The sequence below is a fragment of the Isoptericola sp. NPDC056605 genome (assembly GCF_042792795.1).
GTDB lineage: Bacteria > Actinomycetota > Actinomycetes > Actinomycetales > Cellulomonadaceae > Isoptericola.
Genome location: NZ_JBHTVT010000015.1, coordinates 75,788 through 91,785 on the forward strand (window position 1 = coordinate 75,788; position 15,998 = coordinate 91,785).

Below are 15,998 nucleotides of genomic sequence, written 5' to 3' on the forward strand. Positions count from 1 at the left end.
CGACTCGGACCGGCGCGAGGCTGCCCGGACCGATGGGCAGTACTCCCCATCGGCGCGACGGGTCGGGCGAGGGCGGGCTGCCTCAGCCGTCCCGGCGGGCGCGGATGGCGGCGGCGGCCTGTGGCAGCACGTCCGCGAGGTCGCCGACGACGGCGAAGTCGCAGATCTCGAAGATCGGTGCCTCCGGGTCGGAGTTGACGGCCACGATCACCTGCGCCGCCTGCATCCCGCCGCGGTGGTGCGGGGCGCCGGAGATGCCCGCGCCCACGTACAGGCGCGGGGCGATGGTGACGCCGGTCTGGCCGATGTAGCGGTCGAACCAGCCCTCGAAGACGGCGTCGCGCGACGCGCCGATCGCGGCGCCGACGGCGTCGGCGAACTCCTCGACGGGGCCGAAGTCGCCACCGGTGCCGCGGCCGCCGGCCACGACGACGGCCGCCTCCTCGAGCGTCGGGCGGCCGGGCGCACGCTCCTTGACCTCGCGGGACGTGACGACCACCCCGGCCGTGCCGGCCTGCGCCACGGGCAGCGCGTCGATCTCGGTCGCCACGGCCGCGTCGGCCGGCTCCGGCACGACGGCGTTGGCCCGCACCGTGAGCACGGCGACGTCGGCGGTCACCACGCACCGGGTGTCCCAGGCGCCGGCGAAGACCCGCTTGCCGGCCACGATCCGGCCGTCGGCGTCCTCCCCCACGGCGGCGGCGTCGATGACCAGCCCGGCGCCGAGCGCGTGGGCGGCCAGCGCGGCCGCCTCCTTGGCGCCGAACGTGGCGGGCGCCAGGACGACGTCCGCGTCGGTGCGCCGCACGGCGGCGGCGAGCGTCGCCGCGACGACGGAGGGCAGGTGGCGGGCGCCGTCGCCCCCGGCGGCGGCGAGCACGTCGGTGGGCACCTCGGCCTGGTGCACGGTCTCGACGCCGTACGCCCCGAGCTGGGCGAGCGCCTCGACGGTCGGCGCCTCGAGCGTGACGGCCTCGACGCGACCGAGGCCGCGCGCGATGGTGAGCAGCTCGAGCGCGCCGGAGCGCACCTCGGTGGCCGGGTCCAGCAGGACGAGGACGGTGCGGTTGCGGGTGGGCTCGGTCGATGTCGTCACGGTCGCGTCCTCTCAGACCAGCTCGTTGCGGATGAGGTACTCGGCCAGCGCGGTGCCGCCCTCGCCCTTGTCGACCACCAGCTCGACCTCGGGACGGGCGGGGCGCGGGGTGGCGGAGACCGCCTCGGTGCGTGCCCCGGCCGTGCCGACGGCGGCGGGGTCGAGGCCGAGGTCGGCGGCCGACCATGCCTCGATCTGCTTGGTGCGCGCCGCCATGATCAGCTTGAAGTTCGGCATGCGCGGCGTGTTCGCGGTGTCCGCGACGGACAGGACCGCCGGCAGCGGCGCGGCGAGCGTCTCGGTGGCCTCGTCGGTCTCGCGCGTGACGGTGAGCGTGCCGTCGGCGACGGCGATCTTCTTCGCCAGCGTGAGGGCCGGGCGGCCGAGCTCGGCCGCGACGAGCGCCGGGACCACCGAGCCGAGGCCGTCGAGCGCCGCCATCCCGGTGATCACCAGGTCGACGGGCGCGCCGTCGGCCTCGAGCCTCCGCACGCCGGCCGCGAGCGCCGCGGCGGTGCCGAAGTAGTCCGAGCCGGCCAGGGCGTCGTCGGTGACGTGGACCGCGCGGTCCACGCCCATCTGGAACGACTTGCGCAGCGCGACGTCGCCGTCGGCGGGCGCGACCGTGAGGGCGACGACCTCGCTGGCCGCGCGCTCGTCCTCGGGCAGGGCGTCGAGGATCCGCAGCGCCGCCTCGAGGGCGTTCTCGTCCAGCTCGTTGAGGGTGCCGACGCCCGGGTCGCGGTCCACGCGACAGTCCACGAAACGTCGGTCCGCGTTGATGTCCGGCACGTACTTCACGGCGACGACGATGCGCACGGGCGCGACCTCCAGCTCACGGTGGTGACGGCGGCCGCACGCGCTGCGGCCGACGGTGCCGAGCCTACCCGCGGCCCTCCCGGGTCCGACCCTGTGTCCAGGGGCGGACGGGTGTGACGCGGCCTACGGTCGGGGGATGCGGATCGACCTCGTCGGCAGGACGGCGCTCGTGACCGGATCGACGCAGGGCATCGGCCTCGCCATCGCGCGCGGGCTCGCGTCCGCGGGGGCGCGCGTCGGGATCAACGGCCGCTCGGAGGAGTCCGTGGGCCGCGCGCTCGACGAGCTCGCCCGGGACGTCGAGGGCTTCGAGGGGGTGGCGGTGGTGGCCGACGTCGCCACCGACGACGGGTTCGCCGCCGCCGTCGACGCGCTGCCCGACGTGGACGTGCTGGTCAACAACCTCGGCATCTTCGAGTCCCGTCCCGCGCTGGAGATCACCGACGCGGAGTGGCGGCGCTACTTCGAGGTGAACGTGCTGGCCGCTATCCGCCTGATCCGCCACCACCTGCCCCGCATGACCGCTCGCGGCTGGGGCCGGGTGCTCGACATCGCGAGCGACTCCGCCGTCGTCATCCCGGCGGAGATGATCCACTACGGCGCGTCCAAGACGGCGCTGCTCGCGGTCTCGCGCGGCTTCGCCAAGGAGGCGGCCGGTACCGGCGTCACGGTGAACTCCGTCATCGCCGGTCCCACGCACACCGGCGGCGTGGAGGACTTCGTCTACCAGCTGGTGGACCGTGACCTGCCGTGGGACGAGGCGCAGCGCGAGTTCATGGTGCGGTACCGGCCGCAGTCGCTGCTCCAGCGCCTCATCGAGCCCGAGGAGATCGCGAACCTGGTGGCCTACCTCGCCTCGCCGCTCGCGTCCGCCACCACCGGAGGCGCCGTCCGCGTCGACGGCGGCTACGTCGACTCGATCCTCCCCTGAGACCCGATCCGCACCCTCCCCCACCTGCGCCCGCGCGCCTGTCGGCGACCCCGGGCACCATGTCCCCCATGGAGTCGCGACCCAAGGTCACGCCGCTGACGCGCCCGACGGCGCGCCGCAGCCACGTCCCCCCGCTCGGGGTGCACCCGACACCGGACGGCGGGATCGACGTCGCCGTCGCCGCGGCGCACGCGGACGCGGTGGAGCTCTGCCTGATCGACGTCGTCGAGCCGCACCGCGACGCGCACGACCCGGCGCGGTACGCGGAGCGGAGGGTCCCGCTCGACGGGCCGGTGTACGGCGTGTGGCACGCCCACGTGCCCCACGTGCGGCCCGGCCAGCGGTACGGCTTCCGGACGCACGGCGCGTGGGACCCGGAGGCCGGGCACCGGCACAACCCGGCCAAGCTGCTCGTCGACCCGTACGCCCGGGGGCTGGCGGGCGACCTCACCTACGGCCCGGAGACGCTGGGGGCGGTGAGCGCGCCGCTCGACCCGGACGACCCCGACTCCCCGGAGGGGCGCTCGTGGGTGGCCGAGCGGTACGGCGCCCCGGACGACCGCGACTCGCTCGCCTTCGTGCCGCACTCGGTCGTCGTGGCGTCGCACCCGGGGCCGCCGCCGCTGAGCCGTCCGCGCGTGCCGTGGGCGGACACCGTCGTCTACGAGGCGCACGTCAGGGGCCTCACGGCGACCCACCCGGAGGTGCCGCCGGAGCTGCGCGGCACGTACGCGGGCGTCGCGCACCCGGCGACGATCGCGCACCTGACGAGCCTGGGCGTCACCACGCTCGAGCTGCTGCCGATCCACGCGTTCGCCAGCGAGCCGCACCTCGTGGCCCGCGGCCTCACCAACTACTGGGGCTACCAGACGCTCGGGTTCTTCGCCCCGCACGCGGCGTACGCGACGCGGGCGGCGCGCGAGGCGGGCCCGGCGGCCGTGCTCGACGAGGTCCGCGGCATGGTGCACCTGCTGCACGACGCGGGCATCGAGGTGCTGCTCGACGTCGTCTACAACCACACCTGCGAGGGCGGCGACGACGCGCTGCACGTGGCCTGGCGCGGCCTGGACAACGCGGGCTACTACCTGCACGACGGCGCGTCGCCGGCCGCGCTGGCCGACGTGACCGGCACGGGGAACTCGCTCGACTTCCGCCGCCCGCGGGTGGTGCAGCTCGCGCTGGACTCGCTGCGCTACTGGGCCGAGGTGGTGGGCGTGGACGGGTTCCGCTTCGACCTGGCGGTGACGCTGGGCCGGGGCCAGCACGGCTTCTCCCCCGACCACCCGTTCCTCGTGGCGCTGCAGACCGACCCCGTGCTGAACAACCTCAAGCTGGTCGCGGAGCCGTGGGACGTCGGGCCGGGAGGCTGGCAGACCGGCAACTTCCCGCCGCCCATGGCCGAGTGGAACGACCGCTTCCGCGACGCCGCGCGCGGGTTCTGGCTGGACGCCGCGCGCGAGGGCTCGCACGGCCGGCCCATGCACGGCCTGCGCGAGCTCACCACCCGCCTCGCGGGCTCGGCCGACCTGTTCGGGCACTCCGACCCGCCGCTGGTGCGCGGGCCGGTCGCGTCCGTCAACTACGTGACCGCCCACGACGGGTTCACCCTCGCCGACCTGGTCGCCTACGACCACAAGCACAACGAGGCCAACGGCGAGGAGAACCGCGACGGCTCGGACCACAACCTGTCGTGGAACCACGGCGTCGAGGGGCACGCGCCCGGCGCCGAGGACGGGGAGGGGGCGGGCGACACGGGCACCGAGCCCTGGTCCGCCGTCGTGCCGCTGCGGCGGCGCTCGCAGCGCAACCTGCTCGCGACGCTGCTGCTGTCCGCGGGCACGCCCATGCTCACCGCCGGCGACGAGCTCGGCCGCACCCAGCGCGGCAACAACAACGCGTACGCCCAGGACAACCCGATCTCGTGGGTCGGCTGGGACCTCGAGGACGCCGCCCGCGACCTCCTGGACACCACGCGCTTCCTCCTGGCGCTGCGCGCCGAGCACCCCGCGCTGCGGGCCGACTCGTTCTTCCTCGGCTCGCCCCGCCCCGGCGAGGACGAGACCGACCTGCTGTGGTTCGCCGTCGACGGCGCTCCCATGGACCGCGACGCCTGGGCTGTCGCGGGGCGCCGCGTCGTGCAGATGCTGCGGCCCGGGCCGGACGACGGCGACGCGGCCGTGCTGCTCGTGCTCAACGGCGGGCTCGACGACGTCGACGTCACCCTTCCCGCCACGCCCGGCGGCGGGGCGTGGGAGCGGGTCTGGAGCTCGGCGTGGGACCGTCCCGAGGCCCCCGACGACGAGGCCGAGGACGCCGTGCTCGAGTCGCTGAGCGTGCAGGTCTTCCTCGGGCGGTGAAGCCGCTGTCCGCGGACCGTTCTCCCCGAGCCGCTCCTCTGCCAGACTGCGCGCATGGATGCTGACGTCGTCGTCATCGGTGGAGGCCTGTCGGGACTCGTCACGGCCACGGAGCTGACCGCCGCGGGCCGCCGGGTGGTGCTGCTCGACCAGGAGCCGGAGGCGTCGTTCGGCGGCCAGGCGTGGTGGTCGTTCGGCGGGCTGTTCCTCGTCGGCTCCCCGGAGCAGCGCGCGATGGGCGTGCACGACTCGGCCGACCTGGCGTGGTCCGACTGGCTCGGCTCCGCGCAGTTCGCGCCCGGCGCCGACCGCGGCGAGGGCCCCGACCGGCACGGGTACGCGTGGGCCCGCCGCTTCGTGGAGTTCGCTGCCGGCGACCTGCGGTCCTGGCTGCGCGGCAAGGGCGTGCGGTGGTTCCCGCTCGTGCAGTGGGCCGAGCGCGGCGGGTACACGGTGGGGAACGACGACGGGAGGGTGGAGCACGGCAACTCCGTGCCCCGCTTCCACGTCACGTGGGGCACGGGCCCCGGCATCGTCGCGCCGTTCGTCGCCGCCGCGCTGGCCGCCCGCGACGCCGGCCTGCTCGACCTGCGGTTCCGCCGCCGCGTCACCGGGCTGGTCACCACGGACGGCCGCGTGACCGGGGTCCGGGCCGACGTGCTGGCCGACCAGCCGCTCGCCGGGCTGCCGTTCGGCGGCCGGGGCGCGCCGTCGAACCGGGACGTGGTGGGCACCGAGGAGATCTCTGCGGGCGCCGTCGTCGTCGCGACCGGCGGCATCGGCGCCAACCACGACCTGGCGCGCGCGCACTGGGACCCCGAGGCCGGCACCCTGCCCGAGCGCATGCTCTCCGGCGTCCCCGACTCGACCGACGGCCTCATGCTCGGGATCGCGGCGGACGCCGGCGCCGCGCTCGTGCACGAGGACCGGATGTGGCACTACCCGGAGGGCATCGCCAACCACTCGCCCGTCTGGACGAACCACGGCATCCGCATCCTGCCCGGGCCGTCGTCGCTGTGGCTCGACGCCGACGGCGGCCGCCTGCCCGCCCCGCTGTTCCCGGGCTTCGACGCGCTCGGCGCGCTGCAGCACGTGACCCGCCGGGGCGACGACCACTCCTGGTTCGTGCTCAACAAGGCGATCATGGAGTCCGAGTTCGCCCTCTCGGGCTCAGAGCAGAACCCCGACCTCACCGGCAAGGACGTCAAGCTCCTCGCGCAGCGGGTGCTGCCGCGCGCCGTGGGGCCGGTGGAACGGTTCGCGAACGAGTCGCCCGAGTTCCTCTGGGCCGACACCACCGACGAGCTCGCCGCGAAGATGAACGCGCTGGTGGACGCCACGCCTGGCTCGAAGGGACACGTGGACCCGGGGGCGCTCGCCGCCGTCGTCGCCGCGCGCGACGCGCAGGTGGCGTCCGGCCTCGGCAAGGACCCGCAGGTGGTCGCGACGCGGGCCGCCCGGGACTACCGCGTCGACAAGCTGATCCGGGTCGCCAGGCCCCGGCCCCTCACGACGCCGAAGGACGGCCCGCTGCTCGCCGTCCGGCTGTCGGTGCTGACCCGCAAGACCCTCGGCGGCCTGTGGTGCGACCCGTCCGGACGGGTGCTGCGCGCCGACGGCTCCGTCCTGGACGGCCTGTGGGCCGTGGGCGAGGCCGCCGGGTTCGGCGGCGGCGGGGTGCACGGCCACCGCGCGCTGGAGGGCACCTTCCTCGGCGGCTGCCTGCACACCGGCCGCACCACCGGCCGGGCACTCGCCGCGGACGCCTGACGCCGAGATCGAAGCGGAGCGCTCGAGGTCGAGGTCCGGGACATCGACCTCGAGCCCTCGCCGCGACCTCGCGGCACCGTCGTCCACAGATCTGCACCCACGGCCCCGCGCGGCGGCCGCGGCCCCCACGATCGACCCATGTCCAGGACCGCGACGCGCCGGCCAGGCGCACCGACCCCCGACCGCCCCCTGTTGCCGGCCGCCGTACGGTACGACCCCGAGCGGAGGGCCGAGCTGCGGGAACGGACCCGGGACGACGACCTGGTGCGGCTCCGGCGCGGCGTCTACCTGCCGTCCGTCGACCCGTCGTTCACCACCGCCGTCCGCCGTCGAGCGCAGGTGCTGGCCCATATGACGGCCGTGGCCGAGCGTCTGACCACGACGTTCTGGTTCAGCCACGCGAGTGCCGCGGTCGCGTGGGGGTGCTGGACCTGGCAGCTCGGGCCCCAGGTGCACGTGACCCAGCTGACCCGCCCCGCGCCCGGGCCGGCCGACGACGTCCTCCGGCGCCACGTCTCCCCCGTGCCCGAGCACGATCGCGGCGACCTCGACGGCGTCCCCGTGACGTCGCTGGGCCGCACGGTCGTCGACTGCGCGCGCACGCTCGCGGAGCCGTCGTCCATCGTCGTGGCCGACTCCGCTCTCGCGCTGGGCGTCGACCCGGACGAGCTCACGGGACGGCTCGACCGGTCCCGCGGCGCGCGCGGCGTACGACGTGCGCGGCGCGTGCTCGCCGCGGCGGACGGCGCGTCGGAGTCGCCCCTGGAGTCGCTCGTCCGCTGGCACCTGCTCGCCGCGGGGCTGCCGCGTCCCGTCCACGCGACCCCGGTCGACACCTGGGCCGGCACGTTCTGGGTCGATCTCGCCTGGCCCGACCTCAAGGTCGCGCTCGAGGTCGACGGCGCGGTCAAGTACGACGGAAGGGCGGGCGACCCGCAGCAGGTGCTCCTGGCGGAGAAGCGCCGGCACGACGCCCTCGTCGAGGCGGGGTGGACGATCCTGCGGGTCACGTTCGCCGACCTGCGGGACGTCCGCCGCCTCGTCGCGAGGGTCGAGCACGCCCTGCGTGTCGCCAGGTCGAGGTAAAGCGTCCGAGATCGAGGTCCGGGACATCGACCTCGAGCCCTCGCCGCGACCTGGGCGCGCGCCGGGCTGACCGTCTGGCTAGCGTGGAGGCCGTGACGTCTCCGCAGCCCACGCCGCACGCGCCCATCGGACGGATCCCCGTCCTGCAGCTCTCCCCCGTCGTCGAGGGAGGGCGCTGGCCGGCGAAGGCGGCGGTCGGCGAGGTGGTGCCCGTCGAGGCGACGGTGTTCCGGGAGGGGCACGACGCCGTCGGGGCGACCGCCGTCCTGCTCGCGCCGGACGGCACGGTGCACTCCACCGCGCCGATGTCCGACGTCGCGCCCGGGCTGGACCGGTTCCGCGGGTTCCTCCAGCCCGACGCTCCGTCGGACCCCACGGGCGACTGGTCGTTCCGCGTCGAGGCGTGGTCGGACCCGTACGGCACCTGGTCCCACGACGCGGTGATCAAGTTCGACGCCGGTCAGGACGTCGACCTCGTGCTCGCGGAGGGGCGGCTGCTGTTCGAACGGATCGTCGCGCCGGGGCTGCAGGCGACCCGCTCCGCCGCGGACGCCGCCGTCCTGGAGGCCGCGGCCCGCGAGCTGGCCGACGCCACGCGCCCGCCCGAGGCCCGCCTCGCGATGGCGATGACGGCCGCGGTCAAGGACGCCCTGCGCCGCGCGCCGCTGCGCGACCTGGTGACCGCGAGCGCCGCGTACCCGCTGCGCGTGAGCCGTCCCCTGGCGCTGGCGGCGAGCTGGTACGAGATGTTCCCCCGCTCGGAGGGCGCGAAGCGCCGCAAGGACGGGACCTGGCGGTCGGGCACGTTCGCCACGGCGGCGAAGCGGCTGCCCGCGATCGCGGAGATGGGCTTCGACGTCGTCTACCTCACGCCCGTGCACCCGATCGGCACGACGTTCCGCAAGGGCCGCAACAACACCCTGGACCCGCAACCGGGCGACCCCGGCAGCCCGTACGCGATCGGCTCCCCCGACGGCGGGCACGACGCGATCCACCCCGACCTGGGCACGGAGCGGGACTTCCGGGCGTTCGTGGCGGCCGCCCGCGCCGAGGGCCTGGAGGTGGCGCTGGACCTCGCGCTGCAGTGCTCCCCCGACCACCCGTGGGTCACGGAGCACCCCGAGTGGTTCTCGGTGCGCGCGGACGGCACCATCGCGTACGCCGAGAACCCGCCGAAGAAGTACCAGGACATCTATCCGCTGAACTTCGACCGCGATCCCCAGGGGCTGTCGGAGGAGATCCTGCGGATCGTGCTGCTGTGGATCGACCGCGGGGTGACCGCGTTCCGCGTCGACAACCCGCACACCAAGCCGCTGGACTTCTGGGAGTGGCTGCTCGCGCAGGTGCACGCGGCGCACCCCGAGGTGATCTTCCTGTCGGAGGCGTTCACGCGGCCCGCGATGATGCAGACCCTGGCGCGGATCGGCTTCCACCAGTCGTACACGTACTTCACCTGGCGCAACACCAAGGAGGAGGTCGAGGAGTACCTCCAGGAGGTCTCGGGGCCGCAGGGCTCCGTGCTGCGCCCGTCGTTCTGGCCCACGACGCACGACATCCTGCCCCCGTACCTGCAGCACGGGGGCGTGGCCGGCTTCGCGGTGCGCGCCGTGCTGGCGGCGCTCGGCAGCCCCACGTGGGGCGTCTACTCCGGGTACGAGCTGGTGGAGAACGTGCCCCGCCCGGGCGTCGAGGAGCAGATCGACAACGAGAAGTACGAGTTCAAGCCGCGGGACTGGTCGCAGGCCGACGTCGTCGGCGTCTCGACGCTGCTGCGGCGGCTGAACGAGGTCCGGCGCGCCCACCCGGCGCTGCGGCAGCTGCGCGACCTCACGGTGCACCCGACGACAAACGACCAGGTCGTCGCGTTCTCGCGGCGCGTGCGGGCCGAGCACCTGCCCGCCGCGGGCCGACCGGGCGCCACGCAGGACGACGTCGTGCTGGTCGTGCTCAACCTCGACCCGTGGACGACGCAGGAGTCCACGCTGTTCCTCGACCTGGAGGCGCTGGGGCTCACGCGGCCGGACGGCGTCGAGGACCAGCCGTTCTTCGTCGCCCACGACGAGCTGTCCGGCGCCACCTTCCCGTGGGGCGCCCACCCGTACGTCCGCCTCGACCCGCGCGAGCAGGTGGCCCACGTCCTGACGATCGGGCTGGCATGACGGGGCCGACATGAGCAGGCCCCGATGACGCCCCAGGTGCCGCGCCCGGTCACGCGCCAGGTGCCGGTGCAGGCGCTGCCCACCCGGCCGCAGCCCGCGCCGCCGCCCCTGGACAAGCCGGGCCTGTCCGAGGACCCGGAGTGGTACCGCACGGCCGTGTTCTACGAGGTCATCGTCCGGGCCTTCTCGGACACGGGCGGGGCGGGGACCGGCGACCTGCGCGGCGTCACGGAGCGGCTCGACTACCTGCAGTGGTTGGGCGTGGACTGCCTGTGGCTGCCGCCGTTCTACCCGTCGCCGCTGCGCGACGGCGGGTACGACGTCGCCGACTACACGTCGATCGCGAGCCAGTACGGCACGATCTCGGACTTCACGGAGCTCATCGAGGCGGCGCACGCGCGCGGCATCCGCGTGGTGGTGGACCTCGTGATGAACCACACCAGCGACCAGCACCCGTGGTTCCAGGCGTCGCGGTCGGACCCGGAGGGCCCGTACGGCGACTTCTACGTGTGGTCCGACGACGACACGCGCTACGAGGACGCGCGCATCATCTTCGTCGACACGGAGACGTCGAACTGGACGTTCGACCCGGTGCGGCGGCAGTACTTCTGGCACCGGTTCTTCCACCACCAGCCGGACCTCAACTTCGAGAACCCCCGCGTGGTCGACGCGATGCTCGACGTGGCGCGGTTCTGGCTGGGGGTCGGGGTGGACGGCTTCCGCCTCGACGCGGTGCCGTACCTGTTCGAGGCCGAGGGCACCAACTGCGAGAACCTGCCGGAGACGCACGCGTTCCTGCGCCGGGTGCGCCGCATGATCGACGACGAGTTCCCCGGCCGCATCATGCTGGCCGAGGCGAACCAGTGGCCGCAGGACGTGGTGGACTACTTCGGCACGGCGGACGAGCCCGAGTGCCACATGTGCTTCCACTTCCCCGTCATGCCGCGGGTGTACTACGCCATGCGGGACCAGCGCGCGCGGCCCCTGCTCGACATCCTCGCCGACACGCCGGACATCCCCGCGCCGGGCGGGCAGTGGTCCACGTTCCTGCGCAACCACGATGAGCTCACCCTCGAGATGGTCTCGACCGAGGAGCGGGCGGCGATGTACGGGTGGTTCGCGCCGGACCCGCGCATGCGCGCCAACATCGGCATCCGACGCCGCCTGGCGCCGCTGCTCGACAACTCGCGCAAGGAGGTGGAGCTGGCGCACGCGCTCCTGCTCAGCCTGCCGGGCAGCCCGTGCCTGTACTACGGCGACGAGATCGGCATGGGCGACAACATCTGGCTGCCCGACCGGGACGCCGTGCGCACCCCCATGCAGTGGACGCCCGACCGCAACTCCGGCTTCTCCACCGCCGACCCGGGCAAGCTGTACCTGCCGCTCGTGCAGTCGCTGGTGCACCACTACCAGCACGTCAACGTCGAGGCGCAGCTCGCGCAGCCGTCCTCGCTGCTGCACTGGGTGCACGGCATGCTCGCGGTGCGGCGGCTGCACCCCGCGTTCGGCACCGGGGCGTTCGCGCCTCTCGAGGCCGACGACGACGCCGTGATCGCGTTCACCCGGACCTCGGCGGACGAGACGCTGCTCGTGGCGGCGAACCTGTCCGCGACGGCGCGGTCGTCCCTCGTGCGGGTGCCGGGGCGCGCCGGCTGGACGCTCACCGACCTGTTCGGCGGGGCCCGCTTCCCCGACGTCGGCCCGGACGGCACCGTGTCGATGACGTGGGGGTCGCGCGACTTCTACTGGCTGCTCCTCACCCCGCCCGCACCGCAGACCGTCGGGGACGAGCCGGCATGACCGCCGTGCGGCCGGCCGCGGGAGTGCCCGACCCGAGCGTCGGGGAGCTCCTCGCGGCCTGGCTGCCCGGCCGACGGTGGTTCCCCGCGGGCGGCGCGAGCGCCGCCGGCGTGCGGGTCGAGCCGTGGCTCGCGGTGACGTTCGACGACGACACCCCGGGTGACCTCGACGAGCCCGACGGGGCGGACGTCGTCGTCCTCCTCGTGCGCCTGCGCGGCCCGGGCGTGCCGGGCGGCGAGGTGGTCGCGCAGGTGCCGCTCGTGCTCACCGACCCGGCCGCGCGCGGCCCGGGTTTCGTCGCCGACGTCCGCACCGCCGCGGGCGACGTCGCCGTGCACGACGGCGGCGCGCACCCCGCCTGCTGGCTCGCCCTGCTGCGGGCGGCCGGCGTGGGCGACGGCGTGGCGGCCGACGCGCTCGTCGCGGGCGGGCGCGTGGTCGCCGGCGAGCAGTCGAACACGAGCGTCGTGCTGCCGGGCGTGCCCTCGCCCGACGGCACCGGCGGGATGCTCAAGATCCTGCGCACCGTGGCCCCCGGGCCGCACCCCGACGTCGTCGTGCCCCGCGCCCTGACCCGCGCCGGCTGGGACGGCGTGCCGCGCTTCCTCGGCGCCCTCCAGGTGGCCACCGCCCCCGGCACGACCACCGCCCTCGCCGTGGTCGGCGAGCTGGTGCCGCGCGCCCGCGACGGGTTCGAGCTGGCCTGCGAGCACGCCGGCCGCGGCGAGTCGTTCGCGCACCTCGCCGCCGACCTGGGCCGCGTCGTGGCGGAGCTGCACGCGGTGCTGCGCCAGGCGATGCCGCCCGGTCCGCTGCTCGACCCGGCGACGTTCGTCGGGGGCCTGCGCGACCGGGCGGCGCTCGCCGTCTCCGAGGCGCCGGGCCTGGCGGTCCGGGCCCCCGCGATCGACGCGCTCCTCGACGACCTGCAGGCCCGCCTGCCGCGGCTGCGCCTGCAGACCGTGCACGGCGACCTGCACCTCGGCCAGGCCCTGCACGGCGAGACCGGGTGGAAGCTCCTCGACTTCGAGGGCGAGCCGCAGCGACCCGCCGCCGAGCGCACCGCCCCCGACCTCCCGCTCCGCGACGTCGCGGGCATGGTCCGCTCGTTCGCCTATGCCGCCGCGGTCGGCGGCGCGCCCGACCCGTGGTGGGAGGCGGAGGCCGTGCACGCCTTCCTCGCCCGCTACCGCCAGTCGGCGGACACGTCTGCGGCCGTGAGCGGCCTGACCACCCGCCGCCCGCCGGAGCTCGACCCGCCCACCGCCGACGCCGTCCTCGCCGCCCTCGTGCTGGACAAGGCGCTCTACGAGGTGGTGTACGAGACGCGGCAACGGCCGACCTGGGTGCACATCCCCCTGTCGGCCGTCGACCGCGTGCTCACCCGGCCGCGCTGACCCCACCCAGCAGGTCGTTCGCCGTGCGCACGGCGGCGGCGAACTCCTCCGGGTCGCCCCCGGGCGAGGTGATCCGGAGCGTCACGCTCTGGCCCGCACGCAGCGTGACGAGCCCGACGTCGACGCGTGCCGCCGGGTCCACCACGTCGACCGGGCAGAAGATGTCACGGGCGAGCGACGTCGCGGTCAGCCGCAGCTCGCAGCCCCCGGGGGCAGGCGACGACTCGATCCGCAGCGGGTTCGGGTCGAGCCGCTGGTCCACGACCTCGGCCCCGTGCCGCAGGGCCGTCGCCACGCCGGACTCAGGGTCGTCGGCCGTCGCCACGAGCACCTCGGCCGCCGCGTCGTCGAACGTGACGACCTCGGCGGGCACGGTCACCGTCGCCGCGCCGCGGGCGGGCGCGTCGACCTCGACGGTCGCCTTGGCCAGGACCGACCCGTCCAGCGCCTCGCGCGTGACGGTCCAGGTCCCGGCCAGTCGCTCGCCGGTGTCGTTGACGACGACGAGCGCGACGGTGTCGGGCGCCGGCTCCAGCCCCTCCCACGCGGCGGCCCGCGCCGCCTCGGACGCGCGCGGCCGGAAGGTGGCCAGCCGGGGCGCGTACGCGGCGCGCAGGGCGTGCCACAGCGGCTTGCGGTGCTCGTCGTGGTCGACCGCAGCCCACGACACCACCGGCCAGTTGTCGTTGAGCTGCCACATGATCGCGCCGGTGTTGTGCGGTGTGAGGGACCGCACGTGCTCGATCCCGAAGCGCACGGCGTGCGCCTGGTTGAGCTGCGTCGTCCAGTGCCAGTCCTCGATCGTCGCCGGGTCGGGCAGGTGCCCCTGCCAGCCGCGCTCGAGCTTGGCGTTGCCCAGGTGCGCCTTCTGGTGCACGAGCATCTGGTGGCCGAACGGGTCGAGCGGCTCGTCGTGGACCACGCGCGTGAGCGTCGACCAGGCGGGCGGCCCCTGGAAGCCGAACTCCGACAGGAACCGGGGCCGGTAGCGGGCGTAGACCGAGTAGTCCTCCCGGTTCCACACGTCCCAGATGTGCATGGTGCCGTAACGCTCGTCGTTCGGGTGCCGGTAGTCGCCGAACGAGTACGGGCTCGCCGGCGAGTACGGGCGCGTGGGGTCCAGCTCCGCGAGCACGCCCGGCAGCAGCTCGCGGTAGTACAGGTCGCCCCACGCGCGGCCGCCCAGCCGGCCGGCCCAGCCCCAGTCGACCGAGCCCCAGGTGTTCTCGTTGTTGCCGTTCCAGATCACGAGCGACGGGTGCGGGCTGAGCCGCGTGACGTTCTCGCGGGCCTCGGCCTCCACCTCGGCGCGCATCGGCTCGTCCTCGCTGTACGCCGCGCAGGCGAACGGGAAGTCCTGCCACATGAGCAGGCCGTGCTCGTCGGCGAGGTCGTACAGGTCGTCCGACTCGTAGATGCCGCCGCCCCACACCCGCAGCAGGTTGACGTTCGCCTCGAGGGCGTCGTCCACCCGGCGCGCGTACCGGCCGCGGTCGACCTTCGTGAGGAACGCGTGGTCGGGGATCCAGTTCGCCCCGCGGACGAGCACCGTCTCGCCGTTGACCTTGAGCAGGAACGGCGCGCCGGAGTCGTCGGGCGTCGTGTCCAGCTCGACGGTACGGAACCCGACCCGCCCGGCCCACTCCGCGACGTCGGTCCCGTTCGACGCGGACACCTCCACGCCGTACAGGGGCTGGTCGCCGTGACCCAGCGGCCACCAGAGACGCACGTCCGGCACGCGGACGGTCACCACGGCGGTGGTCTCCCCCGCCGGCACGACGCCGTCCGCCTCCGTCGACCGGCCCTCGGGGTCGGTGAGCAGCACACGCACGGGCACGTCGCCGGCGGCCGCCCCGCCGTCGCGCTCGATCTCGACGTGCGTCGTCAGGACGCCCTCCTGGCTGCCGTCCGACGCTGCCACGACGTCGACGAGCGGACGGACCGACACGACGCGCACGCCCGACCAGGAGTCGAGGCCGATCGGCTTCCAGATGCCCGCGCCGGCGACGTCGATGCCCCAGTCCCATCCGAACGAGCAGGCCATCTTCCGCAGCTGGTTGTACTCGTGATGGTTGGTCGACGGCAGCACCCCGTCGCGCTCGGCGCGGGCCAGCGCCTCGGGCACGGGCGCGGCGAACGTGACGGCCAAGGAGTTGTCGCCCTCGCGCAGCGCGCCACGGGCGTCCCACCGGAAGGAGCGGAACATGTTCTCGGTCCGCCCGAGCTCGACCCCGTTCAGCTCCACCGACGCCACGGTGTCGAGGCCGAGCGCGACGAGGTCGTGCCGCGCCGCGTCTCCCGGCTGCCACTCGAACGTCGTCGCGAACCGCCACGAGGTGTCGCCGATCCACTGCTGCGCCGCCTCGTTGTCGCCGTCGAACGGCTCGTCGATCAGTCCTTCGCGGTGCAGGTCGAGGTGCGCCTCGCCGGGCACGGCTGCCGGGATCCCGCCCGCGAGCACCGATGCCACGCCGTCGGGCGCGTCGGCCGCGAGCTCGGCGGCGGTCAGGCTCCACCCCTGGTGCAGGGCGCGGAAGGTCGTGGGGAGGTGCGTCATGGCGGAGTCCTTCGTGGTTCGCAGGG

The 15,998-nt window shown here is 74.9% G+C and carries 10 protein-coding genes; 7 read left to right on the forward strand and 3 right to left on the reverse strand.

The genetic code is table 11. From position 1 onward, the window contains the following. Positions 1-82: 82 nt before the first annotated feature. Both ACFQ8Y_RS15615 and ACFQ8Y_RS15620 read right to left on the reverse strand, forming a co-directional pair. Positions 83-1,096, reverse strand: a complete 1,014-nt coding sequence (locus ACFQ8Y_RS15615; protein ID WP_430586077.1) for an electron transfer flavoprotein subunit alpha/FixB family protein — start codon at positions 1,094-1,096, stop codon at positions 83-85. 12 nt (positions 1,097-1,108) lie between these two features. Then, positions 1,109-1,915 carry an electron transfer flavoprotein subunit beta/FixA family protein gene (locus ACFQ8Y_RS15620; protein WP_430586078.1) on the reverse strand — a complete coding sequence of 269 codons (807 nt, stop codon included), beginning with the start codon at positions 1,913-1,915 and terminating at the stop codon, positions 1,109-1,111. 136 nt (positions 1,916-2,051) lie between these two features. Here ACFQ8Y_RS15620 and ACFQ8Y_RS15625 point away from each other — a divergent pair, with 136 nt between their 5' ends. The 7 genes from ACFQ8Y_RS15625 to ACFQ8Y_RS15655 all read left to right on the forward strand — a co-directional run bounded on the left by ACFQ8Y_RS15625 (position 2,052) and on the right by ACFQ8Y_RS15655 (position 13,415). Continuing rightward, positions 2,052-2,846: an SDR family NAD(P)-dependent oxidoreductase gene (locus ACFQ8Y_RS15625; RefSeq protein WP_430586079.1), complete on the forward strand. Its 795-nt coding sequence runs from the start codon at positions 2,052-2,054 to the stop codon at positions 2,844-2,846. A gap of 68 nt (positions 2,847-2,914) precedes the next feature. Next, the gene (gene glgX, locus ACFQ8Y_RS15630) at positions 2,915-5,203 is read left to right on the forward strand and encodes a glycogen debranching protein GlgX (RefSeq protein ID WP_430586080.1); all 2,289 of its coding nucleotides are present in this window, start codon (positions 2,915-2,917) and stop codon (positions 5,201-5,203) included. A 54-nt stretch (positions 5,204-5,257) separates the two neighbouring features. After that, a complete protein-coding gene (locus tag ACFQ8Y_RS15635; RefSeq protein ID WP_430586081.1) occupies positions 5,258-6,973 on the forward strand; it encodes an FAD-binding dehydrogenase in 1,716 nt (571 codons plus the stop codon). Between the two features lie 138 nt (positions 6,974-7,111). Next, on the forward strand, positions 7,112-8,059 hold the full coding sequence (locus ACFQ8Y_RS15640; RefSeq protein ID WP_430562816.1) for a hypothetical protein: 948 nt from the start codon (positions 7,112-7,114) through the stop codon (positions 8,057-8,059). Between the two features lie 83 nt (positions 8,060-8,142). After that, positions 8,143-10,218 carry a maltotransferase domain-containing protein gene (locus tag ACFQ8Y_RS15645; protein WP_430562815.1) on the forward strand — a complete coding sequence of 692 codons (2,076 nt, stop codon included), beginning with the start codon at positions 8,143-8,145 and terminating at the stop codon, positions 10,216-10,218. 24 nt (positions 10,219-10,242) lie between these two features. Then, positions 10,243-12,018, forward strand: coding sequence for a maltose alpha-D-glucosyltransferase (treS, locus tag ACFQ8Y_RS15650; RefSeq protein ID WP_430552044.1), 1,776 nt, complete (start codon positions 10,243-10,245; stop codon positions 12,016-12,018). Next, complete coding sequence (locus tag ACFQ8Y_RS15655) at positions 12,015-13,415, forward strand: aminoglycoside phosphotransferase (protein ID WP_430586082.1); 1,401 nt, start codon at positions 12,015-12,017, stop codon at positions 13,413-13,415. The genes treS and ACFQ8Y_RS15655 overlap by 4 nt, the downstream gene beginning before the upstream one ends. Here the strand turns inward: ACFQ8Y_RS15655 and ACFQ8Y_RS15660 are convergent. Further along, positions 13,399-15,972, reverse strand: coding sequence for a glycoside hydrolase family 2 protein (locus ACFQ8Y_RS15660; RefSeq protein WP_430586083.1), 2,574 nt, complete (start codon positions 15,970-15,972; stop codon positions 13,399-13,401). The two genes, ACFQ8Y_RS15655 and ACFQ8Y_RS15660, sit on opposite strands and share 17 nt — an antisense overlap. Between the last annotated feature and the right edge of the window lie 26 nt (positions 15,973-15,998).